The sequence below is a fragment of the Aquiflexum lacus genome, from assembly GCF_015476655.1.
Classification (GTDB): Bacteria; Bacteroidota; Bacteroidia; order Cytophagales; family Cyclobacteriaceae; genus Aquiflexum; species Aquiflexum lacus.
The window spans coordinates 1-19888 of record NZ_JABFHF010000007.1 but is presented as its reverse complement, the minus strand read 5'-3'; the positions used below and the strand labels follow the sequence as shown (position 1 = coordinate 19888).

The window sequence follows — 19888 nt, the reverse complement described above, 5'->3', positions numbered from 1 at the left end:
TTTTTATTTTACTACTATAAAATAAACCCATTACCTATGGGATCCATTGCCATTTACAAACGCCACCTCTTTAATATTTAATTTTTTAAACAAGGCTAGCGATTGTGCAACTACCTGATCCATGTTATAGTATTTGTAAGTTCCTAACCGCCCTGTGAAAAAAGTATTTGGTTCCGAATCAGCCAATGTTTTATACTGATTGTATATCTCCGTATTTTCTTTGCGTGGAATTGGATAATATGGGTCGCCATCTGCTGTGGGGTACTCATATACAATGGAAGTTTTATCATGCTTTTGCCCTGTCAAGTGCTTGAACTCCGTAATGCGGGTATAGGCTTGGCTCATGGGATAGTTTACTGTTCCCACTGCCTGATAATTTTCACTGTCTATGGTTTGGCTTTTAAAATCGATGGAACGGTAAGGCAGCTTACCAAAACAATAATCAAAATAGGCATCAATAGGCCCTGAGTAAATTAATGTTTTAAAATTGATTTCATCCATCACATCTTTGTAATCTGTGTTGAGCATGATATGGATATTGGGATGATCCAATAAGTTATGAAACATTTTTGTATAGCCGCGCAGAGGCATTGCCTGAAATTTATCCGTAAAATATCGGTTGTCTTTATTGGTTCGGGTAGGTACCCTAGCTGTTACAGAAGCATCCAATTCCGAGGGGTCAAGCGCCCATTGTTTTAAGGTATAATGCTTAAAAAATTTCTCATACAATTCCTTACCTACTACATTTACCACTACATCTTCAGAGGTTAGTATTTGGTCTTTTTTATCTGCTTTTGCATCAAAAAATTCCTGAACTTGCTCACCCGAAAGATTTAAACCATACAAAGCATTAACAGTATTTTGATTGATAGGTATGGGCACCAACTGCCCATCCACACTTGCCAAAACGTGGTGCTCATAAGGTCTCCATTCCGTGAATTTACCAAGATAATCGAAAACCTCTTTGCTGTTGGTATGAAAAATATGAGGCCCATATTTATGCACCAAAATGCCATCACTGTTGTAATAATCAAAGGTGTTGCCACCGATATGGTTTCTCTTGTCTATCAATAATACTTTTTTATTGGCTATTGATGCCAACCTCTCTGCCAGTACCGACCCTGCCAGTCCTGCCCCCACTATTAAATAATCGTACATGTTTGTTGATTTTGTCGGTTAATTTATTTTGATTCTTGTCTATTTCAATCTGCATCAATTCATCCATACCTTGCCAGGTAGCATCCCAAGAAATAGCGCTCAGGTATTCATCCACTTTTGTTAACCAATCACTCTTGTCGGTACTACTCAATTCTGTTGTGGCTATCTGCACAAGGTCCTCAGCATTTTGGATTATATGCACCAACCCTAATTCATGATAGGGGTTTATCACATCTGTAATGGCTGTAGAAATCACCGGCTTGCCCCCTGCGAGGTATTCCGGTGTTTTGGTGGGACTGATATACCGTGTAGATTCATTGATGGCAAATGGGATCAAGGCTATATCCCATCCACTGAGATAAAAAGGTAACTCCTCATAAGTTTTAGCGCCGAGATAATGGATGTTTTTGTTTTTTGGAAGGGTGGCGGGATCAATTTTTATAACCGGTCCTACCAATACAAAATGCCAGTCCGGTCTTGCATTCGCTGCCTGCTCTATCAGTTCAATATCAAAGCGCTCGTCTATTACCCCATAGAACCCAAGCCGAGGATGGGGTATAGCTGCCTGATCTGAAATTTCCTGTTTGAAAGCTCTAGCTGCTTTAAAGTGTGCTTTATCTATGCTACTTGGGAAAGAATAAATATTATGATGTTGTGCTTTTTTTGACTTGTACAAATTGTTGCCACCCGTAAAAACGACATCAGCTTTTTTAAATAATTTCTGTTCAAAAATTTTCAACTCAGGTGGCGCAAATTTGAAAGCACTTAATTCATCCATACAGTCATATACTGTGGCTTTTGGATGAAAGCTTTCGGTATAAGCAAGTGCCATCGGTGTGTAAAACCAGAAAATGTATGATTGTATGGACTGCTGCCTAAACAGATTTTTAAGGATAACCTCTACTCTCTTCGCTTCATGCTTTTGTCCTTGAAGGCTACTGTTTAAATGGGGCACGATGACAGAAACATTCTCATTGGTTACATTGATATAGTAGCCATCTTCTTCGGTATCATAAATAAATTCTTCTATGTAATAAACATCATACTGCTTTGTAAATCGGCTTAACAGGTGTTGCGGGCGCTGATAAACAAATTTCCAAGACAAATGGGAAAAGCATACAAGTTGCATGGGTATGTTTTTTTCAATGATCATAGTTTACGATTAAGTGATTTTAAATCTTAGGCCATTTGCACGTTACTATAAATGAATTTCAACACAGATTTATGCCTAGACAATACCGCTCTTGGTTTGCCTATTCAAAGAATTTAGATCTCAAATCTGATTTATTTGGTTTAAAGTAAGATGGCAGAAATACAAATTTCTTCAAAAATGAAAGAAAAAGTGTTATACAAAATTTAGAAAGAGTTATAGCATTCAATCGTTTTATTAAAATGAAGAATAAAAAAAAGACTTTATAGAATTATTTTTAGAATTTACCTTGTATTCAAGGTTTTGTATCGGGATGCCATAAGCATTATATTTATTACCATTCAAACTAAGCACTTATGAACAATGAAAAAATGCTTTTAAAAGTCTCTGTTTATGGAGCTTTATTTTTTGCATTACTGGCGGTGGTATGGGGAGTAGTGGAAAACTCCAAAATCATTTTGTTTGATGGTATTTATTCCCTGATCAGTGTGGGACTTTCCATAATTTCCTTGGTTACGGCATCATTTATGCAAAAACAGGATCATGACCGATTCCCTTACGGCAAGGAAATGATCGAACCCATCATCATTTTGGGGAAATTTTTGGTCATCACCATTTTATGTCTATTTTCCTTTTTTTCGGGTTTTTCGACTTTGCTCTCCGGAGGTCAGGAAGTCAATGCAGGATCAGGAGTCATCTATGCATTTATCGCAACAATTGGATGTTTTTTAGTCTATCTTGTTCTCAAAAAGAAACAAAAGACCAACCACTCCGGACTAGTGGAAGCGGAATCGTTGCAATGGCTGATGGACTCCTACCTCAGCCTAGCTGTTCTTGCAGGATTCCTTTTGTCCTTTGGTTTAGGGTATACAGATTACAAATATCTTCAGGCCTACATGGATCCGATGATGGTGGTATTGGTATCAGGCTACTTTCTGAAAGTTCCCATCACCAATATGGGCAGACAGATCCGGGAAGTATTGGATATGAAAGCTGAAAATAAATACTTTGGTCTCTGTGAAGAGATCGTAGCCGGAGTAGAGGAAAAGTATAAATTTCAAGAATCCTTTCTCCGTGTATCCAAATCAGGCCCGAAATTATTTATAGAAATTGACTTTGTTGTATCACCTGACAATTGGCAACCCACACTTTCAGAACAAGACAATATTCGGGAAGAAATCCTCGCCCAAATGCAGCCCATTTCACTTAAAAAGTGGCTCAACGTGGCGTTTACCAATGATAGAAAATGGGCGATTTAAAGGTTACAAAACCTTCGAGGTCTAAAAAAGACCTCAAAGGTTTTAACCTAACAGTTTGATGTTTAAGAGAATAACATCTTCAAGAAAAAATCCTCCTTTTACTTAAGGGTATGCTTATTATTTACCAGATAGGAGTGACATAGGAGAGCACATAGTTCAATATTGTAAAATATTTCTCCTAAGAATTTATCATTCTTGGCGCTTGGCTCTTAACTCTTGGCTCTTGATTCTCGCCTCTTGATTCTTGCCTCTTGGTTCTTTTGATTCCTGCTTCTTATATTGCCCCTTTATTCCAAACGATGCGCCCAATTCAAAAAGTCTACTTCTTTCTTCTCCTCCTTACCTTTCCCCTACTTGAACTTCCTGCTCAAACTCAGCATGAATGGGTTGAGATCTCCAAGTTTGTAGATGGGGACACATTTTGGATTACCAATTCCAAAGGTGAACGTGAAAAGATCAGATTGATTGGTGTTGATACACCGGAGACGAGGAGAACCGGAAAAAAGGATATCGGGTATTATGGCAAAGAAGCTGCTGCTTATGTGGTAAAGCTATTGGATGGTCAAAAAATCCGTTTGGAATATGATGTGGGTAAATATGATCGGTACAAAAGAACTTTGGCCTACGTCTATCTTGAAGACGGCACTTTTTTGAATGCACATTTAGTGGAAAATGGCTATGCTATGGTTATGACCGTTATACCAAATGTAAAACACGCAGAGCTCTTTGTTAAGCTTCAAAAGGATGCCAGAAAGCAAAAGCGGGGATTATGGTCAATACCATAATCCCAAATCCAATTAATTGTGGGATACTTCAATTGGTACTTCAGGGATTTCATTCTCCTGATATTCTGCATCAGGCTTCATTTCATAAGTCCTGAAAGGCTTATATTTCATGATCCATAAAAAAGGAAACAAAAGAAAAAGACCTCCGATCAATGCTCCCACATCCAATTCCTCATCTCTTGAAAATGATGTGTTGAAAGGCTGATAACCTTCTTTTTCCAAAGTTACGATGGTTGTACTGCTCACTATTTTGGTATCTCTATGGGCATAGGGTGTAGTCCCCATATACTCTCCATTCAAATAGACCTTGGCATTATCCGGTCTGGACTGAATCATCGTGGTACTGCCACATCCCGCTAAAAATATGGTAGCTGACAATATGATTGCAAAGGCCTGAATTAATTGTGAATTTCTTTTCATGATGGGTATCAATAGGTGAATACAAAACTAAATATTATTTCTGCCTATTTGAATAATCTGGTATATTTTTGTGAAAAAATTAGATCAAAAAAGGTAGATTTTTCATCATTGCGAATCCCTAACATTCTTAAAATGTTCAGAAAAGGAATGACAAGAGTTTACTCCTGTTTTTGGCAGGCTGGCGTCATCCAAAAGGAGGTACTGCCAGACCCTTATTTCAACAGGAACGGAAGGAAACAAGCCTTCGGGTTGAGGCTCCACGAATCCCGCTATCGGGACTGGGTAGGCATCTCTTCATCAGAGTGACATCCCTGGTTTTACGTCATTGGTAGTTATGAAAATTGGCATTTACAGAAAAGGTTGTGACATCAAGGTGGGCTGCAGACCTCTCCTGACGTCGAGGTGACAAGGCAAAGTACTGTAATAGATTCGAATGCTATTTGAAGTCCTAAACCATCAATTTCAAAATCTGTCATTGGTAGTTCTGAAGCTACTTCCTCACTAAAATCACTCCACCAAAAGATGGCAGATCCACTTTTATAGAATGCGCTTGACCTTCAAATGCCCCTTCGATCTGAACACCTGAAAGGGTTGTATCAGAAAAATCTTCATCGTATCCTTTCCATCCACTATTGAACTTCACGTCAAGTTCAGATTCAAAGGGAATACCGATTCGATACCCAAAGTACTCGTTGCTTGAGAAGTTTAGAATGACAATGACAGGTCGATCCTGAAAATCCAAATGAGTTCTACTGAATGCCAATACTAGTTTATCTTGATGGAAATGCAAGGTTTCAATTTTATGACCTGTCAAACCCACCAAATCTTTATCTCTTCCCGAACGCATCCAGATCAAATCCCTGTACATTTGTGAAATCCCCTGATTTTCCTTTTGTTTTTCCCAATTCAATTCCTCGGAATCTGAAAAATAACCATGGGTCATAAATTCCTGACCTTGAAAAATCATTGGGATTCCAGCAGAGGTAAATAGGGTAATGGCACCTAGTGTGGATTTTTTCTTGGCATATTCGCCATCAGCATTTCCGGGATCAATTTCCTCAGGAAGTCTGGAAGAACCATTGGCTACTTCATCATGAGACTCTGTGAATATGATTCTTTGAAAAACGTCATTGTTAAAAGAAAAAAACAAGGATTCCACTATCATTTGAAGATTTCGGTGCCGGTCTTCCACCTCCAACAAGACCCTCTTGACATAATCCGCAAACCCTACCCCCCATTGGGCATGAAAACCGAGCCCGTTCTTTGATATAGGTGCTGTAACGGCGGCATCTTCTTTCAAGTCTTCTGCGATCAGAATTTTATGAGGAAACTCAGCCCTGATTTCAGCAATCAGGTCCTGCAGGAAAGAAAAGCCATCCTCCAATATTGTCCGATCTGTTGGATCTATGTAGCCCAGAAACCGAATCATTGCAGTGGCATCTAACCTCAACCCGTCACATTGATGCGTATGTAACCACATCATGGCATTGTCTCTGATATAATTTCTGACTTCTTTTCTTCCAAAATCAGGACGGTTTTCTCCCCATGGTGTTTTAGCCCTTTCGTCATTATAAAAGTAAATACCTCCATAACCATTCTCGCTCCATCCATCAAACTGCCAAAGATCCATGTCTGAGGGACCAAAATGATTGTACACCACGTCCAAGATGACTGCTATTCCCCTGATATGTGCCTCATAAATGAAATGTTTCAATCCCTCAGGTCCTCCATAGGCCGTCTCCACAGCAAATGGATGAGATGGATTATATCCCCAAGAGCTATCTCCGGAAAACTCACTGATTGGCATCAATTCAATAGCATTGATGCCCAATTCCTGTAAATAATCCAGTTTTTCAACTGCAGAATAAAAAGTCCCTACTTCCCCGTCATTTAGACCCTCTCTGTTGAAAGTACCAATATGCAGTTCATAGATTACCAATTCATTGAATGGGGCTATTCTGAACTCATGGTTCTTCCAATCATCAAATGGATTATAAATCACAGAATTCCCATTACTATGGGTGAGTTTGAGGGCATAGGGATCATTTTTATGCAACCTTTGATCTCCGTTGATAATAATGAATTTATACTCATCGCCAGCATTGGCCTCATTGACATGGACTGCCCAATAACCGTCTCCTTCATGATCCAGAGGAAACTGTTCCTCTCTCCACTCACTGAATTCACCCATTACAAAAACCTGATCAGCATGTGGTGCCCAGACCCTAAAAGTAACGCCATTTTCGCCCAAAATTGAACCCATTCCCTCTAATTTTTGACTTTCCATACCTTGCTTCTTTTATTAAGGAGTAAAACCACCGGCCACGCTGTGCTATATTTTTATCCGGGATCAGCATATAGCGACCTTATCAAAGATAACAGAAAATCAGCTAAATACCCCCAAACAAAAAAGCCGATCTGCCACATTTAAGGTCCAATCGGCATTAATATTTCTCCAATTATATTGAGAATATTATTCAGCAAAAACTTTGATGGAGTTTTCAAGACTATTCATCTCATTATTAGTAGATGTCTTAAAATCATCCCAGGAATTTTTTCCTTGAATAACATGATTATTTACCTTGGATTTAATTTTCAGATTTGTCTTTTTTAATTCATAAAGGCCCTGATCATATTTCATTTGTACAGCATTGACATCAGATTTGGTATTACTTGCCATATCATTCAGCGCTTCGACATTCTGAATATATCTTGCATCAATTTGTGCATTGTGATCAATATAATCCAACAAGTCGTCTGATCTTTCCATTTCTGAAAGAGGATTTATTTTCGCTAGGGCCAAACTATCTGTTTTGGTAATCCTTTCTGGATTATTAATCTCTCTGGCATTGGGATGTGCGCAACCAAACAGGCCAAATACCACGAGGCCACTCATTATTGTTATTTTCGAAATTTTCGTTTTTATGTTTTTCATTTTTATTTTTTTTCTTTATCCTAAAAGTAAGCTATCTATCTCACCACAAAACAATTGGGGAATATCTCACAGCCTTGTAAATAAATAGGAGATTGAGATTAAGGCATAAAGCACTTTTTAAATATTAAATTTATACAAATTTATTAATTTTTTAATATATTTAATTATAAATATTATATTTTAAATTATATAAATAACTCATCATAAATTAGCGATGCAGTATTTTGATCAGCGCAAATGAGAATGAATGTGTCTACAGAACGTATCGCGATACGGAAGGTTATTTGATGATTCAATTCCGACAAAAATATTAGGTATGTTACTTGACCTTGTCGACAAAATAAAGCAAACCAAATACCAAAAAAAAGCCGATCAGACCTTTGTAAGGTTCAATCGGCTTTTGATTTTCCTAAAACTTATTAGGAATCTTTTTCACCTAAAGTTTTGATAGACTTTTCAAGTTCATTCATCTCATTGTTGACTGACTCTTTAAAATCATCCCATGATTCTGAACCTTGGTTTTTCTGATTTTTCACTTTGGTTTGAATTTCAAGATTTCTCTTGTTCAACTCATAAAGCTCTTGATTAATTTCAGTTTGACCTGCATTAACTCCAGATTCCAAGTTTTTTGTCATTTCATTCAATGTCTCAGTATTTCGATTAAACCTTTCATCAATTTCCGAAGCGTAGGTATCATAATCCTGCTGTAAACCGGTGCTTGACATGGTAGACTCAGAATTTGAGTTCATATCATGTGTAGTTTCATTACCAACCTCTGTTCTATCATTCTCATTGCTATCAATATCCTTGGCATTAGGATGTGCGCAGCCGAATAAGCCAAATACTATTAGGCCGCTTACAACTGCTATTTTCGATATTTCTGTTGTTAACTTTTTCATTTTTTTTATCTTTTAAATTTTTATTTTTTAGTTATTATACTCCGAGAGTATATTATCGATTTCTTTGCCAGAGGCTTTTGTTCTTTTTATCAAATCTTTGGCTTTGCTACTCAAGATTCTCTTTTCATCATTCATTTTTCCCAGAAGGTAATTTCCCAGTTCCAATGCTTTTTCCTGGCTTTTGGATCTGTTTCTTTCTTTGGAAAAATAAACCGCTAATGCGCCTGCCCCAATCACCATCATTATGGTTTTTAAAACTTTGCCTTTTTTATTTGACTTCGCTGTTTTCATTTTATTTTTCATAATTTCTATTATTTGGATTATTGAAAGATAATACCTTGATTTACCTTGGTACGAAATGTAATTCTAGTGTTCCTGCATCTTCTTTCAACCACATTTCATCATCTTTTAATCTTAATATTTCGTAAACCCCATCCGCAAGGTTATTATCAAAATCGAAGGAAATCTTTTCTTCATTGCTAACAAATTCCCATGTTCCCGCTGTTGTGTAATCATAAGAGATTCCAAGCAAACTATATTTAGCAGTAAGGCTTGCTAAGCCACCTTCTGTCAGGTTCAATTCATAGTTTTCATAATTATCGGAAACATTTGTTCCCTCATTCAATGCTTCACTAACTACCCAGTCATTTGCCACTCTTTCTGTCTTTGATAAGAGACTTACAGCAGGGCCATCAGGAAAATCATCACATCCCTGGAAATAAAAGGCCGAAATGGCCAAGAGTACTATTATACTTTTTTTCATATTATTTTTATACAAATATATATTATAAATATTTTATTTAATTATATTAAATATTCTATTATTTATATATTTAACTTATTAAATATTATTTTATAGATAATACTATTTATCCTGATTTTCAAAGAATCAGTGATATAAAAAAATGTGCAGCAAACATTGTCCGCTGCACACCAAAAGATTATCTACTCTTTTTTTTTTCATTTCTGACATGGAAACAATCGTTGCAGATTTACAACTCCGTCATAAATTACTGTACTATCAAAAATGCTTTCAATCAAAAAATTAATCCCTATTATCAGATTTGTCTCTGCTCTCTTCAGCATGTCTAAGATGAGTTCTTAAACCTGGAAGTTTTTCAGAAGCCCAAGCTCTGATATTTGCATCTTCTGAATCAGACACTGCGTTTTCATATAATTCAATGGCATCCTCATGATGTTCGACCATCAAATCACTGTACGATTTGTCAAAATCATTACCGGTTTTATCATTAAGGTCACCGTATGTATCCATTGAATCTTCTGTTGCTGAAGTAGGGATTGCGATTGACTTAGATTGTGCCAATGTCTGAAGTTCGGAAAAGGCCTTGCTATGGTCGTCTTCCATCATCTTGCCCAATTCTTTTACATGAGCAGCATTTCCTTTTTGTTGTGCTAATTGCCCTAATCTGATTTCCTTATGTTGCATTTCAGCAGCATCCATCAAAAACTGCGCATCACTATCATTATCGATAACCACAGCAGTTCTATCATCAGTAGCCAGTCTGGCAATGTTCTCTTTTTCAGCGGCCTCTCTTGAATCAACAGTTTTATTTTCTGAGCAAGATGTGGCAAATAAAAGTAGCCCTGCCAAACCTAAAGAATGGATTGGGATAGATTTAAAATTAATTAGATTTTTCATAGTATTAATTGGTTTAGTTTTACATAAAATACACAAGGGGTTTTTAAATATCCCTTGCATATATTTGGATCTTACCAGTGAACTTCTTCACCTTGGTTTGTTTTCCAGTTTTCTTCCAGGTATCTGGCGTCTTCTTCATTTTTAGGGGTTACCGTAATGACTACATTGCCTTCTTTGATACCTGATTCATATAGTTCGGCTCTTGCTTCTGGTATACCGGAGCCAACCAAGGCACCGATAAGACCGCCTGTAACTCCACCTGCACCGGCTCCAACCAATCCTGCAGCTAAAGGTCCGGCAATTAGTATTCCCAATCCAGGAATCGCCACACTTGTACCGATAGCGGCAATCACACCTACTATAGCACCTACTGTACCCCCGATAGCAGAACCTTTGCCTGCATGTTCAGCAGCCTTGGTTCCTATCTCAGTTTTTTCTGTTCCTTTTTCGTCATAATCTTTTTCACGGGTTTCTTTAGACATGATCAGGTTAATCTCGTCTTTTGAATACCCTCTTTCGTGAAGGGAATTATATGCATTTTCTGCGCTTTCACGGTCACGGAACATACCTGTCAGGACTCTCTTTTCAGAAGTCCTCTCATTTAGATCTTCATTTTGTTTTGAGGACCATTCATTATGGCCTTCATTTCTTTGAGAAGTCCTATCCTGAAGAAGATCATTTTCATTGCGTTGATTTTCCATTTTTAAGTTATTTATATTTTTTTGAATGTGTTAAATTTTTACGGATCAGCTACATTGGCCCAAAAGAAAGAATATGATTACAAAGACTACTACTGTACCCAAGCACCCTCCTCCTAATTTTTTTGCACCATAGCCTGCTATCAGACCTTTGAATATGTTATTCATCTTTTTATTAATTAGACCGCTGCCCCAACAATGATTGCCTCCATGGCCACATCAGATAATTTCAATAGTTGCGACGATTTCATGGATGCTTTTGTACCCGAATTTGATTTTTCAGATCCATTTATGTCCGAACTTTTTTTGGTTGAACTTGGAGATGTGGTTTTCTTACTTTCCATTTTAGCTGGTTATTGTTTTAGATTAAATATTAAGTAATTACTTCAAGGCTGTTTTATTTTGAAATGAGAGATTTATTCTCGTCTCTTGATTTTTGATTGTCCTCATATTCCGACCAACTCATCACTCCGTTTTTTGGAGCATTTGCTTTATCTATTTTTTCTTTCCTTTCGGCACTCAATTTTTTATTGGCAGATTGGACTGATTTTTCAGTTCGGTCTGTTCCCTTGGACTCTTCCTCCAACAGGCCATCGGTATCCCTGACATGCTGAACCGGATTTTCCACCGTCTGCCATTCTTCTCCCATCAATGGGCTTTTTCCCTCGTTCCAAGGACCCTTGTAATCTTCGCCTTTTGACATATTGAAATACTTGTTGCTGAATTTGGGATCACTTTCCAAAATCCCCGGAGGAAAGTTGGGTTGAATTGTATCTAAAGCCGCCTGGAACATCTGATAATGGGCTACTTCTCTGGTCATTAAAAAACGCAGCGTTTCTTTGACATACACATCGTCTGTAAATTTCATCAGGTTTTCATAGACCATTTTTGCACTTGTCTCAGCACCTAAATTTAATCGTAAATCAGCTGTCAAATCACCCATACCCATGATATAGCTCGCACTCCAAGGATTGCCTACACTATCAGTCAGGGTGGGTGTTCCACCACTGACGATGAAGAATTGTGGGTTGACCATGGCATCGTGGATGTAATTTTCCTTGGCCGCATTACCATCCAACATTTTTGTCAGGTCTGACTCATCTGCTGCATTTTTCAACTCGCCTGTCACTCCGGTAAGCAACATCTGAATGGTCGCCCCAACAATTTCAAGGTGGCTGAATTCTTCCGTCGCAATGTCCATTAACATATCATATTTGTCAGGAAAGGCTTTTCTACAGCCAAAGGCCTGTACAAAATATTGCATGGCAGCTTTAAGCTCTCCATTTGGCCCTCCAAATTGTTCTAGCAATAATTTCGCGAAACGTACATCTGGCTTTGAGACCCTGGCATTGAATTGTAATTCTTTTACATGATGGAACATATCTCTGTGGTTTAGTTAAAATGATCGTATGTGGTTATTTAATTCAGGTATATGGAGATTCGGATCTTGAACATTTTGGATTCCTTTATCTAAAAAATTTCGCTTTGAAAATCAGGACATTAACTTCCATTGTGAAGAGTAAAGAAATTTCATTCTTTTTGATCGGGATCATCATTCAGTTCCGATAGAATCCCATTTTTCTTGTCAGCGGGGGCTACCTTTTTGCTTTGATCCGAATTGTCATTTAATTTTGACAAAACACCTTTATCAGGAATTGACTTTTTCTTCTGCGCTTTCTTCATGATTCTGTTTTATGTAATTGAAAATTTACACAATACAAATTTCAGGATAATTACATCAGAATAATTACATCTTATTTTGAATATATTATGAAATTAACAGTTTAAAAATTCCATTAAATCCAATTTAACGGAGTATAATTTTTTAAAAAAATCAGATTAAAAGTCGTTTATTTCTCAAATTGCTGTGTTTTCACCATAATTTAACGGCTAGCTTTTTGGGCTTCTTCTATCCATTTGGGTAATCCGCCCAATCACCAAGAAAAAATTAAAATCCCAATCTAAGAAAAAAATCTGCTGGATTAAACTCTAGTTTCAATATCGGATTTACAGTTAGGAATTACAAAATATCATTGTAGTTGAGCCCGTCTAAATTCTTTCATTTGCTTAAAATAAGAGGGTGTCAGGCCTGTTATTTTCTTGAATTGATTGGAAAGATGGGAAACACTGCTGTAATCCAACTTATAGGAGATTTCTGTCAGATTAAGCTCATTGTAAAGCAAGAGTTCTTTTACTTTCTCAATTTTATTAAAAATTATAAACTGTTGTATAGTTATTCCCATGACATCGGAGAACAAATTGGACAAATAAGTATAATCGTATCCCAGCTGTTGGCTGAGATGCTCTGAAAAATTGACTTTGAGGATACTATCAGAATGATGAATCAAATTGATAATTTCATTTTTGATTTTATTGATCAGTATATTCCTCTTGTCTTCCAGGAGTTCAAGTCCGATGTTTTTCAAATTAATTCTGAGGTCATCCATTTGATTTTTGGAGATTTTCTCCAACAATTCAACTTCTCCCAAATTAACATTAACATACTTGATACCTAATTTAAACAGCTCTTCCTTCACCACCATGATGCATCGGAGGCTTACCATGTATTTGATATGTAATTTCTGATTTTCCAATTTTATATTGATTATACCAATTACTCGGCGTTTAAGAGAAAATTTTCTTTATTGAATGGCGGTTCTTGATATACTTTGAAATTCATAATTGATTTTTCCAGTACCTTTTTCAATTTTTCGAAACTATTGGGCTTGTGAATGTACACATTGGCGCCATAGATAAAGGTCTGTTCCATGTCTTTCTCGTTTGAAGAGGTAGAATAAATGGCGATTGTCAGATCTTTGAATCTATGGTCAGCCCTGATTTCTTTCAGGCAATCTATGCCGGTTTTTTGTGGCATATTGATATCCAAAAACAAAATCTGGGGCAAGTCCTCAGTTTCAGTTTGATACAGAAGATCCATCAATTCAATACCATCATTTACGGTTGCAATGGTAATTCCTGATTTTAGTTCTGTAAATGCATCTTTAAAAAGCAGTCTATCTGCTTCATCATCATCTGCGAGTAGTATTTTTAGGGATGTATCACTCATATTTTTGCTGGGAGATAAATATCAAATTTAGTTCCTTTAGTTAATTCACTTGTTGCATTTATTAGTCCATGGTGATTCTCAACCACTTTTTTTACGATAGCAAGCCCAATCCCCGTTCCCGGGTATTCATCTTTGCTATGGAGTTTTTCGAAAACCTCAAATATCCTTTCACTGTACTGCTGATCAAATCCTATTCCATTATCTGTAAAGGTGATATGGCAATAATGTGTATGGCTTAGATTTTCTGTCGTTTTGAAATCTTCCCTTTTTACAATTTGGGAGGAGATTTTTATTTTAACAGGGGTATCGGGTTTGGAAAATTTCAATGAATTTCGGGTCAGGTTTTGGATCAATTGCCTGAACTGAAATGGAATAACACTGATTTCACAGGTTTCATGTAGTTCAATATAAGCATTTTTATTCTCTAATTCATCTTTTAATTCCCTTTCCACATCTTTGACAATGTCTTCGAAATGAAGGGTTTCAAATTTCCTTTCAGCAGAATTGAGACTCGAAAAAGTCAATAATTCCTCTATCAGCAATTGCATCCTGTTGGCCGACTGCTGCATGTGCTTAAAATAGACTTTTCCACTTGGTGATAAATTAGGCAATTCTTTTTCCATTATCCTTTCTGCAAAAGTTTGGATTTTCCTCAAAGGTTCCTGCAAATCATGACTTGAGACATAAGCAAAGGACTCAAGTTCTTTGTTCAGTTTTCCAAGTTCATTGTTTCTTTCTTCCAAAGTTCTGTTGGAATGGTCCAATTGTTTGGTTCTTATCTTTACCGCTTTTTCCAGTTCTTGGTTATTTATTTTAGATTCCTCAATATCCTTTGTAAAAACTTCCATCTCCTTTTTTTGGAGCCTTACAGTCTCGGTAATATCATTAAAGGAAAGTAAGATCAATTGCTCCCCGTGACTTTTTTGGATGATGCGGTTGGCGTTGAGCAAAAAGACCTTCTCCCCAATCCTTGGAAAGTCATGAGTCACTTTAAAATTAGTAAAGGATGAGTTTTTGGGAATAATATGCTCAAGCAATTCTCTCAAGCTTGGAATATTCCATTCACCTTCTTCGAGGTCAAACAGAATATTCCCTTCCATATCTTCTTTTTTTATTCCAAAGGTTCTAAAAAATGAATCATTGGATGTTTTTATCCTAAAGTCTTTATCCAACACAATCAATGGTTCGTGCAGGGTTGAAATAATGGCTCTGGAATAATCATAGGATTCGCTCAGGAGGTCGTTTCGTGTCTGTAGTTCCTGATTGGTCGTAATCAGTTCTTCATTGGAAGATTCGAGCTCTTCTTTAGAAGTTTCCAGTTCCTCATTGACTGTCTGCAGTTCTTCATTACTGGAGACCACTTCCTCATTCGCGCTTTGTAGTTCTTCAATAAAGCCCTCCTGTTCATGCGCAAGTTCGACAGCATCCTGATGAGAAGCAGCCAACTCTTCCTCAAGCTGATTAATTCTTTCTTCCTGAAGCTTGAGTTGTGCATTCTTTCCTTCTTCATTTCCTTTGAACTCCCTCAGACTCAAAATCTGTTCATGATGTGAAAAAACCACCAACATCAGCTGTTCCTCAGAATCAAGTTGGATAGGGGCTACCTCAATACTAATGATAAATGGCGTATTGTTGATTTTTATCTCAATACCTCCCTTTCGGATACGCTGATTGGTTTTGAAGGATTTTGAAATAAGATTTCTTAAATGAAAGGAAATTTCTTTCCGCACCAGTTTAAATATATTCAGTGAGGCCTTTCCCGACGCATGGCTAAAATACATGTCTGTATTGCCCCTGAACTGTTTGATTTCGTGCTGCTGATTGATCACCACCGCCGGTGGCAAAAAGCCCGAAACAATAATGGCATCTATGGCCTCAGCCAGTCCCATACTACTCTGTTTGGCATTATCTTCAGAAACAACGTTCCGTGTTTTGTGATGGTCTGATTGGTTTGTGGGGTGATTCTCTTTTTCTGGCATTCTTTTGTTGGGCAATGTAAACAGGACGTTATCCGTATTGCTTTTTTTCAAATAAATTTTATACTTCTTGTTAAGCTGGGTGAACAAGTGGGCAGAAGAACTGATAGTTTCGGCTTTTCCGAGCATCAAATACCCGTTTTCATTCAGTGCATAATGAAAAGTAGCAAGTACCCTTTTCTGGGCCTGTATGTCAAAATAAATAAACAGATTTCTGCAACTGATAAAATCTATCTTTGAAAATGGAGGATCTTTAAGAACATTGTGGGTAGCAAAAACACAGATATCCCGGATTGATTTGGAAATCTTGTAATTGCCGTCACTCTTCGAAAAGAAACGCTGCAATCGCCTGGGATAGACAGATTCCAATTCACTTTTGGTATATATGCCAATCCTGGCTTTATTGATCGCTTTTTCACTCAGATCTGTGGCAAACATCTTGATAGGAGTGGGTTTGTCCATTTTTTCCTGAACTTCCAAGATCATCATGGCGATGGAAAAAGCTTCCTCACCTGAGGAACATGCAGGTACCCAGATTCGGAGAGGTTCGCCATCGTTTTTGGCTTTCAGGAGCTTCGGAATCAAATTCTCCTTCAAATATTTATAGGTATCAGAATCTCTGAAAAAACTCGTCACATTGATCAATAAGTCCTGATAAAGTATATCGAGTTCTTCCTTTTTTTCCTCCACCAGATTTAAATATACTTTGAGGTCCTTTACCTTATTGAGGAGCATCCTTCTCAAAATCCTTCTTTTGATGGTCCTCATCTTATAAACCGTGAAATCGACTCCGGTTAATTGGAGAAGAGAGGTAAGAATCGCCCTCAGGTCATCATTGTCATCATCAATTAGATCTTCCTCTCTGTTCTTCCGGTCTGAATTAATGATCATCGGATGTTTACTTAATTTATTCAGCTCCAAGGCAATCTCTTTTGGAGGTAATATAAAATCCACAATACCTGCTGAAATCGCCGATTTGGGCATGCTGTCAAATTTGGCAGAACCATCCTGGGCAAAAGTAAGTCCACCGTTTTGCTTAATCTCCTTCAACCCTTTGGTGCCATCTGTAGCACTTCCACTTAAAATAATCCCTATGACATTTTCAGTATGGATCTTGGCAAGCGATGAAAAAAGAATATCAATCGGAAGGTTAAATTTGGGAACATCGGGTCTTGGTCTGACTATGATGTGACCATTCTCAGCGGAAATTTCTTTGTCAGGAGGGATGATGTAAACACAATCAGGCTTTATCAGCATTTTGTCCTCAACTTCTTTTACCACCATAGACGTGGTTTTAGCCAAAAGCGGTGTAAGCATGCTTTTATGGTCAGGTTTGAGGTGCTGTACATATATGAAAGCCATGCCCGTTTTTGGGGACAAGTGTTTCAACAATTCTGTGATAGCTTCAAGTCCACCCGCCGAGGCACCAATAGCAACTATTGGAAAACCAATGACTGAACTTGAATCTTTAACTTTGATTTTATTCCCTGATTTTTCCATATACAATTTTGTAGACAGGGAAGGAATAGCCCTATTTTAAGAATTAAGAACAATAATCAAAACCTTATTTGTAAATATACAATTAATCAACTTGTGTTCCGAATACTAAAAAAAATGCTTTTGATATTTCTGTAAATGTTGTAAGGATTTATTTTCCATTTACAAAATTCTAATGAAATTATGTAAGGGTTGTAAATCTAACCCGGAAATCTATAACATAATTTTCAATATAATTTGTGATCTTTCCTTCATACCAAAATTAATAACTTGATGCCTATTCAAGGTGTCAATGTTCATTGACTTTATTCAAAATATTAATCTGTTTGAAATGCAACAACTGACAAGAATTTTCAACAACAGGGAAGAATTCAAATCGGCCCTCAACTCATTGTTAGCTAAAGGCTATCAATATGATGAAATAAAAATTAATCGCCGGGAAGGAAAAAAAGCGAAGAAGAAGACCTGGTTCAATATCAGAATTCCGGGAATGCTACTTTAAGAAAATCCATTAAAGGATTAAAATTGGGGATTATTTTGGGAGCAATCATTACCGGTGGTATAGTTGGGTTGATTATGCTTTTTTCTGATAGCGGTACTTCTCTTTCACCAATAGCTACTCTCATCACTTCTCTTTCCGTAGGTGCGGTTTGGGGAGGTGTGCTTGGGTTTATGCTCGGATCACTTTTCCCCTTGAATTCCCATGACAGTAATAACAAACATACCGATCCAAAAGATTTTTCTATCAATTTTCTCCCGCACAATGAAGAGGATGAAAATTACTTTAAGAATAAATGGCAATCAGCTTATTAATTAATGATTACTTAGGGCTTTCTGCTTTTTTATCCGTATTTAGGTTTTGTTTAATGACCGATGTAGCACGGGCTTTGAAAAATTTTTCTTTAAATCACATCCATCCTTTTTGGCTGTGGCCCCCGTTTGTATTGTATTTATTTGAGAATGGGCTGATTTCTATTCCTGGAAAAAAAATAATTTTCATTTTTGAGCCTCATCATACTTTTTTTCCATTCGGCCTAACAACACCACTATCACTACTGAAGTTGTAATATTCACTGCTGCATCTCGAAAAGGAAATTCAAACAGACGCAGCAAAATATGAACAAGTTGACCTGCGAGTATTCCGATTAGAATATTTAGAAAAAACCTGGACCTAAAAGATAGATTTTTCATAATGCTTATTTTGATTTTGAGGAAAACAATTTGGGTGGATTTATAACAGTCACTACTGAAGCTGTGACCGCCCCAATCATGGTTGAATTTACCCCCGTTCCTGAAAACTTGGCTATAACATACATGATCAAACCGACCAAGAGACCCAAACCGGTAGATTTAAGTATGTATTTGAGAAACAAGAGGAATGTTTTATGCATATATTCTTAAAAATATAATATTTTCATAAATGAAAAAATCTTTTGCCTCTACACTTGAAAATTTTCATACTAATTTATGGCAGTTTCACACCCCTGTTCCTGAGGAAATTGCCCTTACTTTTATTGAAGGGGATAACAAGAGAATTCTCTGCCAACTGAATGATCTGCCTCCCTACCCTGCTGCTTTGATGAAAAGTAAGGCGTATTGGTTTGTACTCATCAACAAATCTTTGAGAGATCAACTAAAAATCAACGAAGGTGAAAAACTGATAGTTCAAATTGAAAAAGACCATTCAGAATATGGGCACGAGATGCCCGAAGAGTTACAGGTATTGTTGGATCAGGATGATCTGGGAAATGAGCTATTTAATGCACTTACCAAGGGTAAACAACGAAGTCTTGTCTACCTTGTCACCAAAGTTAAAAATTCCAATTCGAGACTCAACAAGTCCCTTGCCATCATCGAACACCTCAAGGATGTAAAAGGCAAGTTAGATTTTAAGATGCTCAATGAGAAGATCAAGTATTACAATAATTTGGGGAATGTTTGGGGGAAATAGACGGAAGACGGAAGACAGGAGACGGAAGATTTCGTTTACGTCATTGGTAGTGGAGAAAATTTGGCATTTACAGAAAGGGAATGACATCAAGGCGGGTAGCAGACCTCTCCTGACGTCGAGGTGACAAGGCAAAGTTCTTTATAGTCTTGAATGCATTTTTCAGTTCAAGGGTATAAATCTCAAATTCTGTCATTGGTAGTTATGAAAATTAGTATTTACAGAAAAGGTTGTGACATCAAGGTGGGCTGCAGACCTCTCCTGACGTCGAGGTGACAAGGCAAAGTCCTGTAATAGAATTGAATGCTATTTGTAGTCCTAAACCATCAATTTCAAAATCTGTCATTGGTAGTAATTAAAATTTGGCATTTACAGAAAGGGAATGACATCAAGGCGGGCTGCAGACCTCTCCTGACGTCGAGGTGACAAGGCAAAG

The 19888-nt window shown here is 37.2% G+C and carries 22 protein-coding genes; 5 read left to right on the top strand and 17 right to left on the bottom strand.

Annotated elements, in window-relative coordinates; translation table 11 throughout:
• Positions 1–30: 30 nt before the first annotated feature.
• Both glf and HMJ38_RS08295 read right to left on the bottom strand, forming a co-directional pair.
• Positions 31–1158 carry a UDP-galactopyranose mutase gene (gene glf, locus HMJ38_RS08300; protein ID WP_194973919.1) on the bottom strand — a complete coding sequence of 376 codons (1128 nt, stop codon included), beginning with the start codon at positions 1156–1158 and terminating at the stop codon, positions 31–33.
• Entirely contained in the window at positions 1082–2311 is a 1230-nt protein-coding gene (locus HMJ38_RS08295; RefSeq protein ID WP_194973918.1) for a glycosyltransferase family protein, read from the bottom strand. The genes glf and HMJ38_RS08295 overlap by 77 nt, the downstream gene beginning before the upstream one ends.
• Positions 2312–2664: 353 nt before the next feature.
• Here HMJ38_RS08295 and HMJ38_RS08290 point away from each other — a divergent pair, with 353 nt between their 5' ends.
• Together HMJ38_RS08290 and HMJ38_RS08285 are read left to right on the top strand one after the other, a co-directional pair.
• Complete coding sequence (locus HMJ38_RS08290; protein WP_194973917.1) at positions 2665–3567, top strand: cation diffusion facilitator family transporter; 903 nt, start codon at positions 2665–2667, stop codon at positions 3565–3567.
• Between the two features lie 299 nt (positions 3568–3866).
• Complete coding sequence (locus HMJ38_RS08285; RefSeq protein WP_194973916.1) at positions 3867–4352, top strand: thermonuclease family protein; 486 nt, start codon at positions 3867–3869, stop codon at positions 4350–4352.
• A 12-nt stretch (positions 4353–4364) separates the two neighbouring features.
• On the opposite strand, the gene HMJ38_RS08280 is transcribed toward HMJ38_RS08285, so the two are convergent.
• The 14 genes from HMJ38_RS08280 to HMJ38_RS08215 all read right to left on the bottom strand — a co-directional run bounded on the left by HMJ38_RS08280 (position 4365) and on the right by HMJ38_RS08215 (position 17507).
• Complete coding sequence (locus HMJ38_RS08280) at positions 4365–4772, bottom strand: PEGA domain-containing protein (RefSeq protein ID WP_194973915.1); 408 nt, start codon at positions 4770–4772, stop codon at positions 4365–4367.
• Between the two features lie 490 nt (positions 4773–5262).
• Positions 5263–7059, bottom strand: a complete 1797-nt coding sequence (locus tag HMJ38_RS08275; protein WP_194973914.1) for an alpha-amylase family glycosyl hydrolase — start codon at positions 7057–7059, stop codon at positions 5263–5265.
• Between the two features lie 186 nt (positions 7060–7245).
• Complete coding sequence (locus HMJ38_RS08270) at positions 7246–7707, bottom strand: hypothetical protein (protein WP_194973913.1); 462 nt, start codon at positions 7705–7707, stop codon at positions 7246–7248.
• A gap of 419 nt (positions 7708–8126) precedes the next feature.
• Positions 8127–8606, bottom strand: coding sequence for a hypothetical protein (locus HMJ38_RS08265; RefSeq protein WP_194973912.1), 480 nt, complete (start codon positions 8604–8606; stop codon positions 8127–8129).
• Between the two features lie 27 nt (positions 8607–8633).
• Entirely contained in the window at positions 8634–8909 is a 276-nt protein-coding gene (locus HMJ38_RS08260) for a hypothetical protein (RefSeq protein ID WP_194973911.1), read from the bottom strand.
• A gap of 40 nt (positions 8910–8949) precedes the next feature.
• Positions 8950–9369 carry a hypothetical protein gene (locus HMJ38_RS08255; protein WP_194973910.1) on the bottom strand — a complete coding sequence of 140 codons (420 nt, stop codon included), beginning with the start codon at positions 9367–9369 and terminating at the stop codon, positions 8950–8952.
• Between the two features lie 282 nt (positions 9370–9651).
• Complete coding sequence (locus HMJ38_RS08250) at positions 9652–10266, bottom strand: DUF4142 domain-containing protein (RefSeq protein ID WP_194973909.1); 615 nt, start codon at positions 10264–10266, stop codon at positions 9652–9654.
• Positions 10267–10337: 71 nt separating this feature from the next.
• The gene (locus HMJ38_RS08245; protein WP_317174510.1) at positions 10338–10967 is read right to left on the bottom strand and encodes a hypothetical protein; all 630 of its coding nucleotides are present in this window, start codon (positions 10965–10967) and stop codon (positions 10338–10340) included.
• 176 nt (positions 10968–11143) lie between these two features.
• Complete coding sequence (locus HMJ38_RS08240; protein ID WP_194973908.1) at positions 11144–11308, bottom strand: hypothetical protein; 165 nt, start codon at positions 11306–11308, stop codon at positions 11144–11146.
• Between the two features lie 53 nt (positions 11309–11361).
• Positions 11362–12345, bottom strand: coding sequence for a manganese catalase family protein (locus HMJ38_RS08235; protein ID WP_194973907.1), 984 nt, complete (start codon positions 12343–12345; stop codon positions 11362–11364).
• Between the two features lie 149 nt (positions 12346–12494).
• A complete protein-coding gene (locus HMJ38_RS08230; protein WP_194973906.1) occupies positions 12495–12647 on the bottom strand; it encodes a hypothetical protein in 153 nt (50 codons plus the stop codon).
• 347 nt (positions 12648–12994) lie between these two features.
• The gene (locus HMJ38_RS08225; RefSeq protein WP_317174509.1) at positions 12995–13558 is read right to left on the bottom strand and encodes a helix-turn-helix domain-containing protein; all 564 of its coding nucleotides are present in this window, start codon (positions 13556–13558) and stop codon (positions 12995–12997) included.
• A gap of 20 nt (positions 13559–13578) precedes the next feature.
• Positions 13579–14031 (bottom strand): response regulator, encoded by a 453-nt coding sequence (locus HMJ38_RS08220; protein ID WP_194973905.1) that lies wholly within the window; start codon positions 14029–14031, stop codon positions 13579–13581.
• Positions 14028–17507, bottom strand: a complete 3480-nt coding sequence (locus HMJ38_RS08215; RefSeq protein WP_194973904.1) for a chemotaxis protein CheB — start codon at positions 17505–17507, stop codon at positions 14028–14030. Before HMJ38_RS08215 ends, HMJ38_RS08220 begins: the two co-directional genes overlap by 4 nt.
• Before the next feature lie 328 nt (positions 17508–17835).
• Here HMJ38_RS08215 and HMJ38_RS08210 point away from each other — a divergent pair, with 328 nt between their 5' ends.
• Together HMJ38_RS08210 and HMJ38_RS08205 are read left to right on the top strand one after the other, a co-directional pair.
• Complete coding sequence (locus HMJ38_RS08210; RefSeq protein WP_194973903.1) at positions 17836–18006, top strand: hypothetical protein; 171 nt, start codon at positions 17836–17838, stop codon at positions 18004–18006.
• 35 nt (positions 18007–18041) lie between these two features.
• Positions 18042–18317: a hypothetical protein gene (locus tag HMJ38_RS08205; RefSeq protein WP_194973902.1), complete on the top strand. Its 276-nt coding sequence runs from the start codon at positions 18042–18044 to the stop codon at positions 18315–18317.
• Between the two features lie 183 nt (positions 18318–18500).
• Here HMJ38_RS08205 and HMJ38_RS08200 read toward each other — a convergent pair whose 3' ends face one another.
• Positions 18501–18695, bottom strand: coding sequence for a hypothetical protein (locus HMJ38_RS08200; RefSeq protein WP_194973901.1), 195 nt, complete (start codon positions 18693–18695; stop codon positions 18501–18503).
• A gap of 229 nt (positions 18696–18924) precedes the next feature.
• Here HMJ38_RS08200 and HMJ38_RS08195 point away from each other — a divergent pair, with 229 nt between their 5' ends.
• Positions 18925–19455: a YdeI/OmpD-associated family protein gene (locus HMJ38_RS08195; RefSeq protein WP_194973900.1), complete on the top strand. Its 531-nt coding sequence runs from the start codon at positions 18925–18927 to the stop codon at positions 19453–19455.
• The last annotated feature ends 433 nt before the right edge of the window (positions 19456–19888 follow it).

Excerpts from the sequence above, each read along its gene's own strand:
- glf (WP_194973919.1), bottom strand. The coding sequence starts at position 1,158 with ATGTACGATTATTTAATAGTGGGGGCAGGACTGGCAGGGTCGGTACTG.
- HMJ38_RS08295 (WP_194973918.1), bottom strand. The coding sequence starts at position 2,311 with ATGATCATTGAAAAAAACATACCCATGCAACTTGTATGCTTTTCCCAT.
- HMJ38_RS08290 (WP_194973917.1), top strand. The coding sequence starts at position 2,665 with ATGAACAATGAAAAAATGCTTTTAAAAGTCTCTGTTTATGGAGCTTTA.
- HMJ38_RS08285 (WP_194973916.1), top strand. The coding sequence starts at position 3,867 with ATGCGCCCAATTCAAAAAGTCTACTTCTTTCTTCTCCTCCTTACCTTT.
- HMJ38_RS08280 (WP_194973915.1), bottom strand. The coding sequence starts at position 4,772 with ATGAAAAGAAATTCACAATTAATTCAGGCCTTTGCAATCATATTGTCA.
- HMJ38_RS08275 (WP_194973914.1), bottom strand. The coding sequence starts at position 7,059 with ATGGAAAGTCAAAAATTAGAGGGAATGGGTTCAATTTTGGGCGAAAAT.
- HMJ38_RS08270 (WP_194973913.1), bottom strand. The coding sequence starts at position 7,707 with ATGAAAAACATAAAAACGAAAATTTCGAAAATAACAATAATGAGTGGC.
- HMJ38_RS08265 (WP_194973912.1), bottom strand. The coding sequence starts at position 8,606 with ATGAAAAAGTTAACAACAGAAATATCGAAAATAGCAGTTGTAAGCGGC.
- HMJ38_RS08260 (WP_194973911.1), bottom strand. The coding sequence starts at position 8,909 with ATGAAAAATAAAATGAAAACAGCGAAGTCAAATAAAAAAGGCAAAGTT.
- HMJ38_RS08255 (WP_194973910.1), bottom strand. The coding sequence starts at position 9,369 with ATGAAAAAAAGTATAATAGTACTCTTGGCCATTTCGGCCTTTTATTTC.
- HMJ38_RS08250 (WP_194973909.1), bottom strand. The coding sequence starts at position 10,266 with ATGAAAAATCTAATTAATTTTAAATCTATCCCAATCCATTCTTTAGGT.
- HMJ38_RS08245 (WP_317174510.1), bottom strand. The coding sequence starts at position 10,967 with ATGGAAAATCAACGCAATGAAAATGATCTTCTTCAGGATAGGACTTCT.
- HMJ38_RS08240 (WP_194973908.1), bottom strand. The coding sequence starts at position 11,308 with ATGGAAAGTAAGAAAACCACATCTCCAAGTTCAACCAAAAAAAGTTCG.
- HMJ38_RS08235 (WP_194973907.1), bottom strand. The coding sequence starts at position 12,345 with ATGTTCCATCATGTAAAAGAATTACAATTCAATGCCAGGGTCTCAAAG.
- HMJ38_RS08230 (WP_194973906.1), bottom strand. The coding sequence starts at position 12,647 with ATGAAGAAAGCGCAGAAGAAAAAGTCAATTCCTGATAAAGGTGTTTTG.
- HMJ38_RS08220 (WP_194973905.1), bottom strand. The coding sequence starts at position 14,031 with ATGAGTGATACATCCCTAAAAATACTACTCGCAGATGATGATGAAGCA.
- HMJ38_RS08215 (WP_194973904.1), bottom strand. The coding sequence starts at position 17,507 with ATGGAAAAATCAGGGAATAAAATCAAAGTTAAAGATTCAAGTTCAGTC.
- HMJ38_RS08210 (WP_194973903.1), top strand. The coding sequence starts at position 17,836 with ATGCAACAACTGACAAGAATTTTCAACAACAGGGAAGAATTCAAATCG.
- HMJ38_RS08200 (WP_194973901.1), bottom strand. The coding sequence starts at position 18,695 with ATGAAAAATCTATCTTTTAGGTCCAGGTTTTTTCTAAATATTCTAATC.
- HMJ38_RS08195 (WP_194973900.1), top strand. The coding sequence starts at position 18,925 with ATGAAAAAATCTTTTGCCTCTACACTTGAAAATTTTCATACTAATTTA.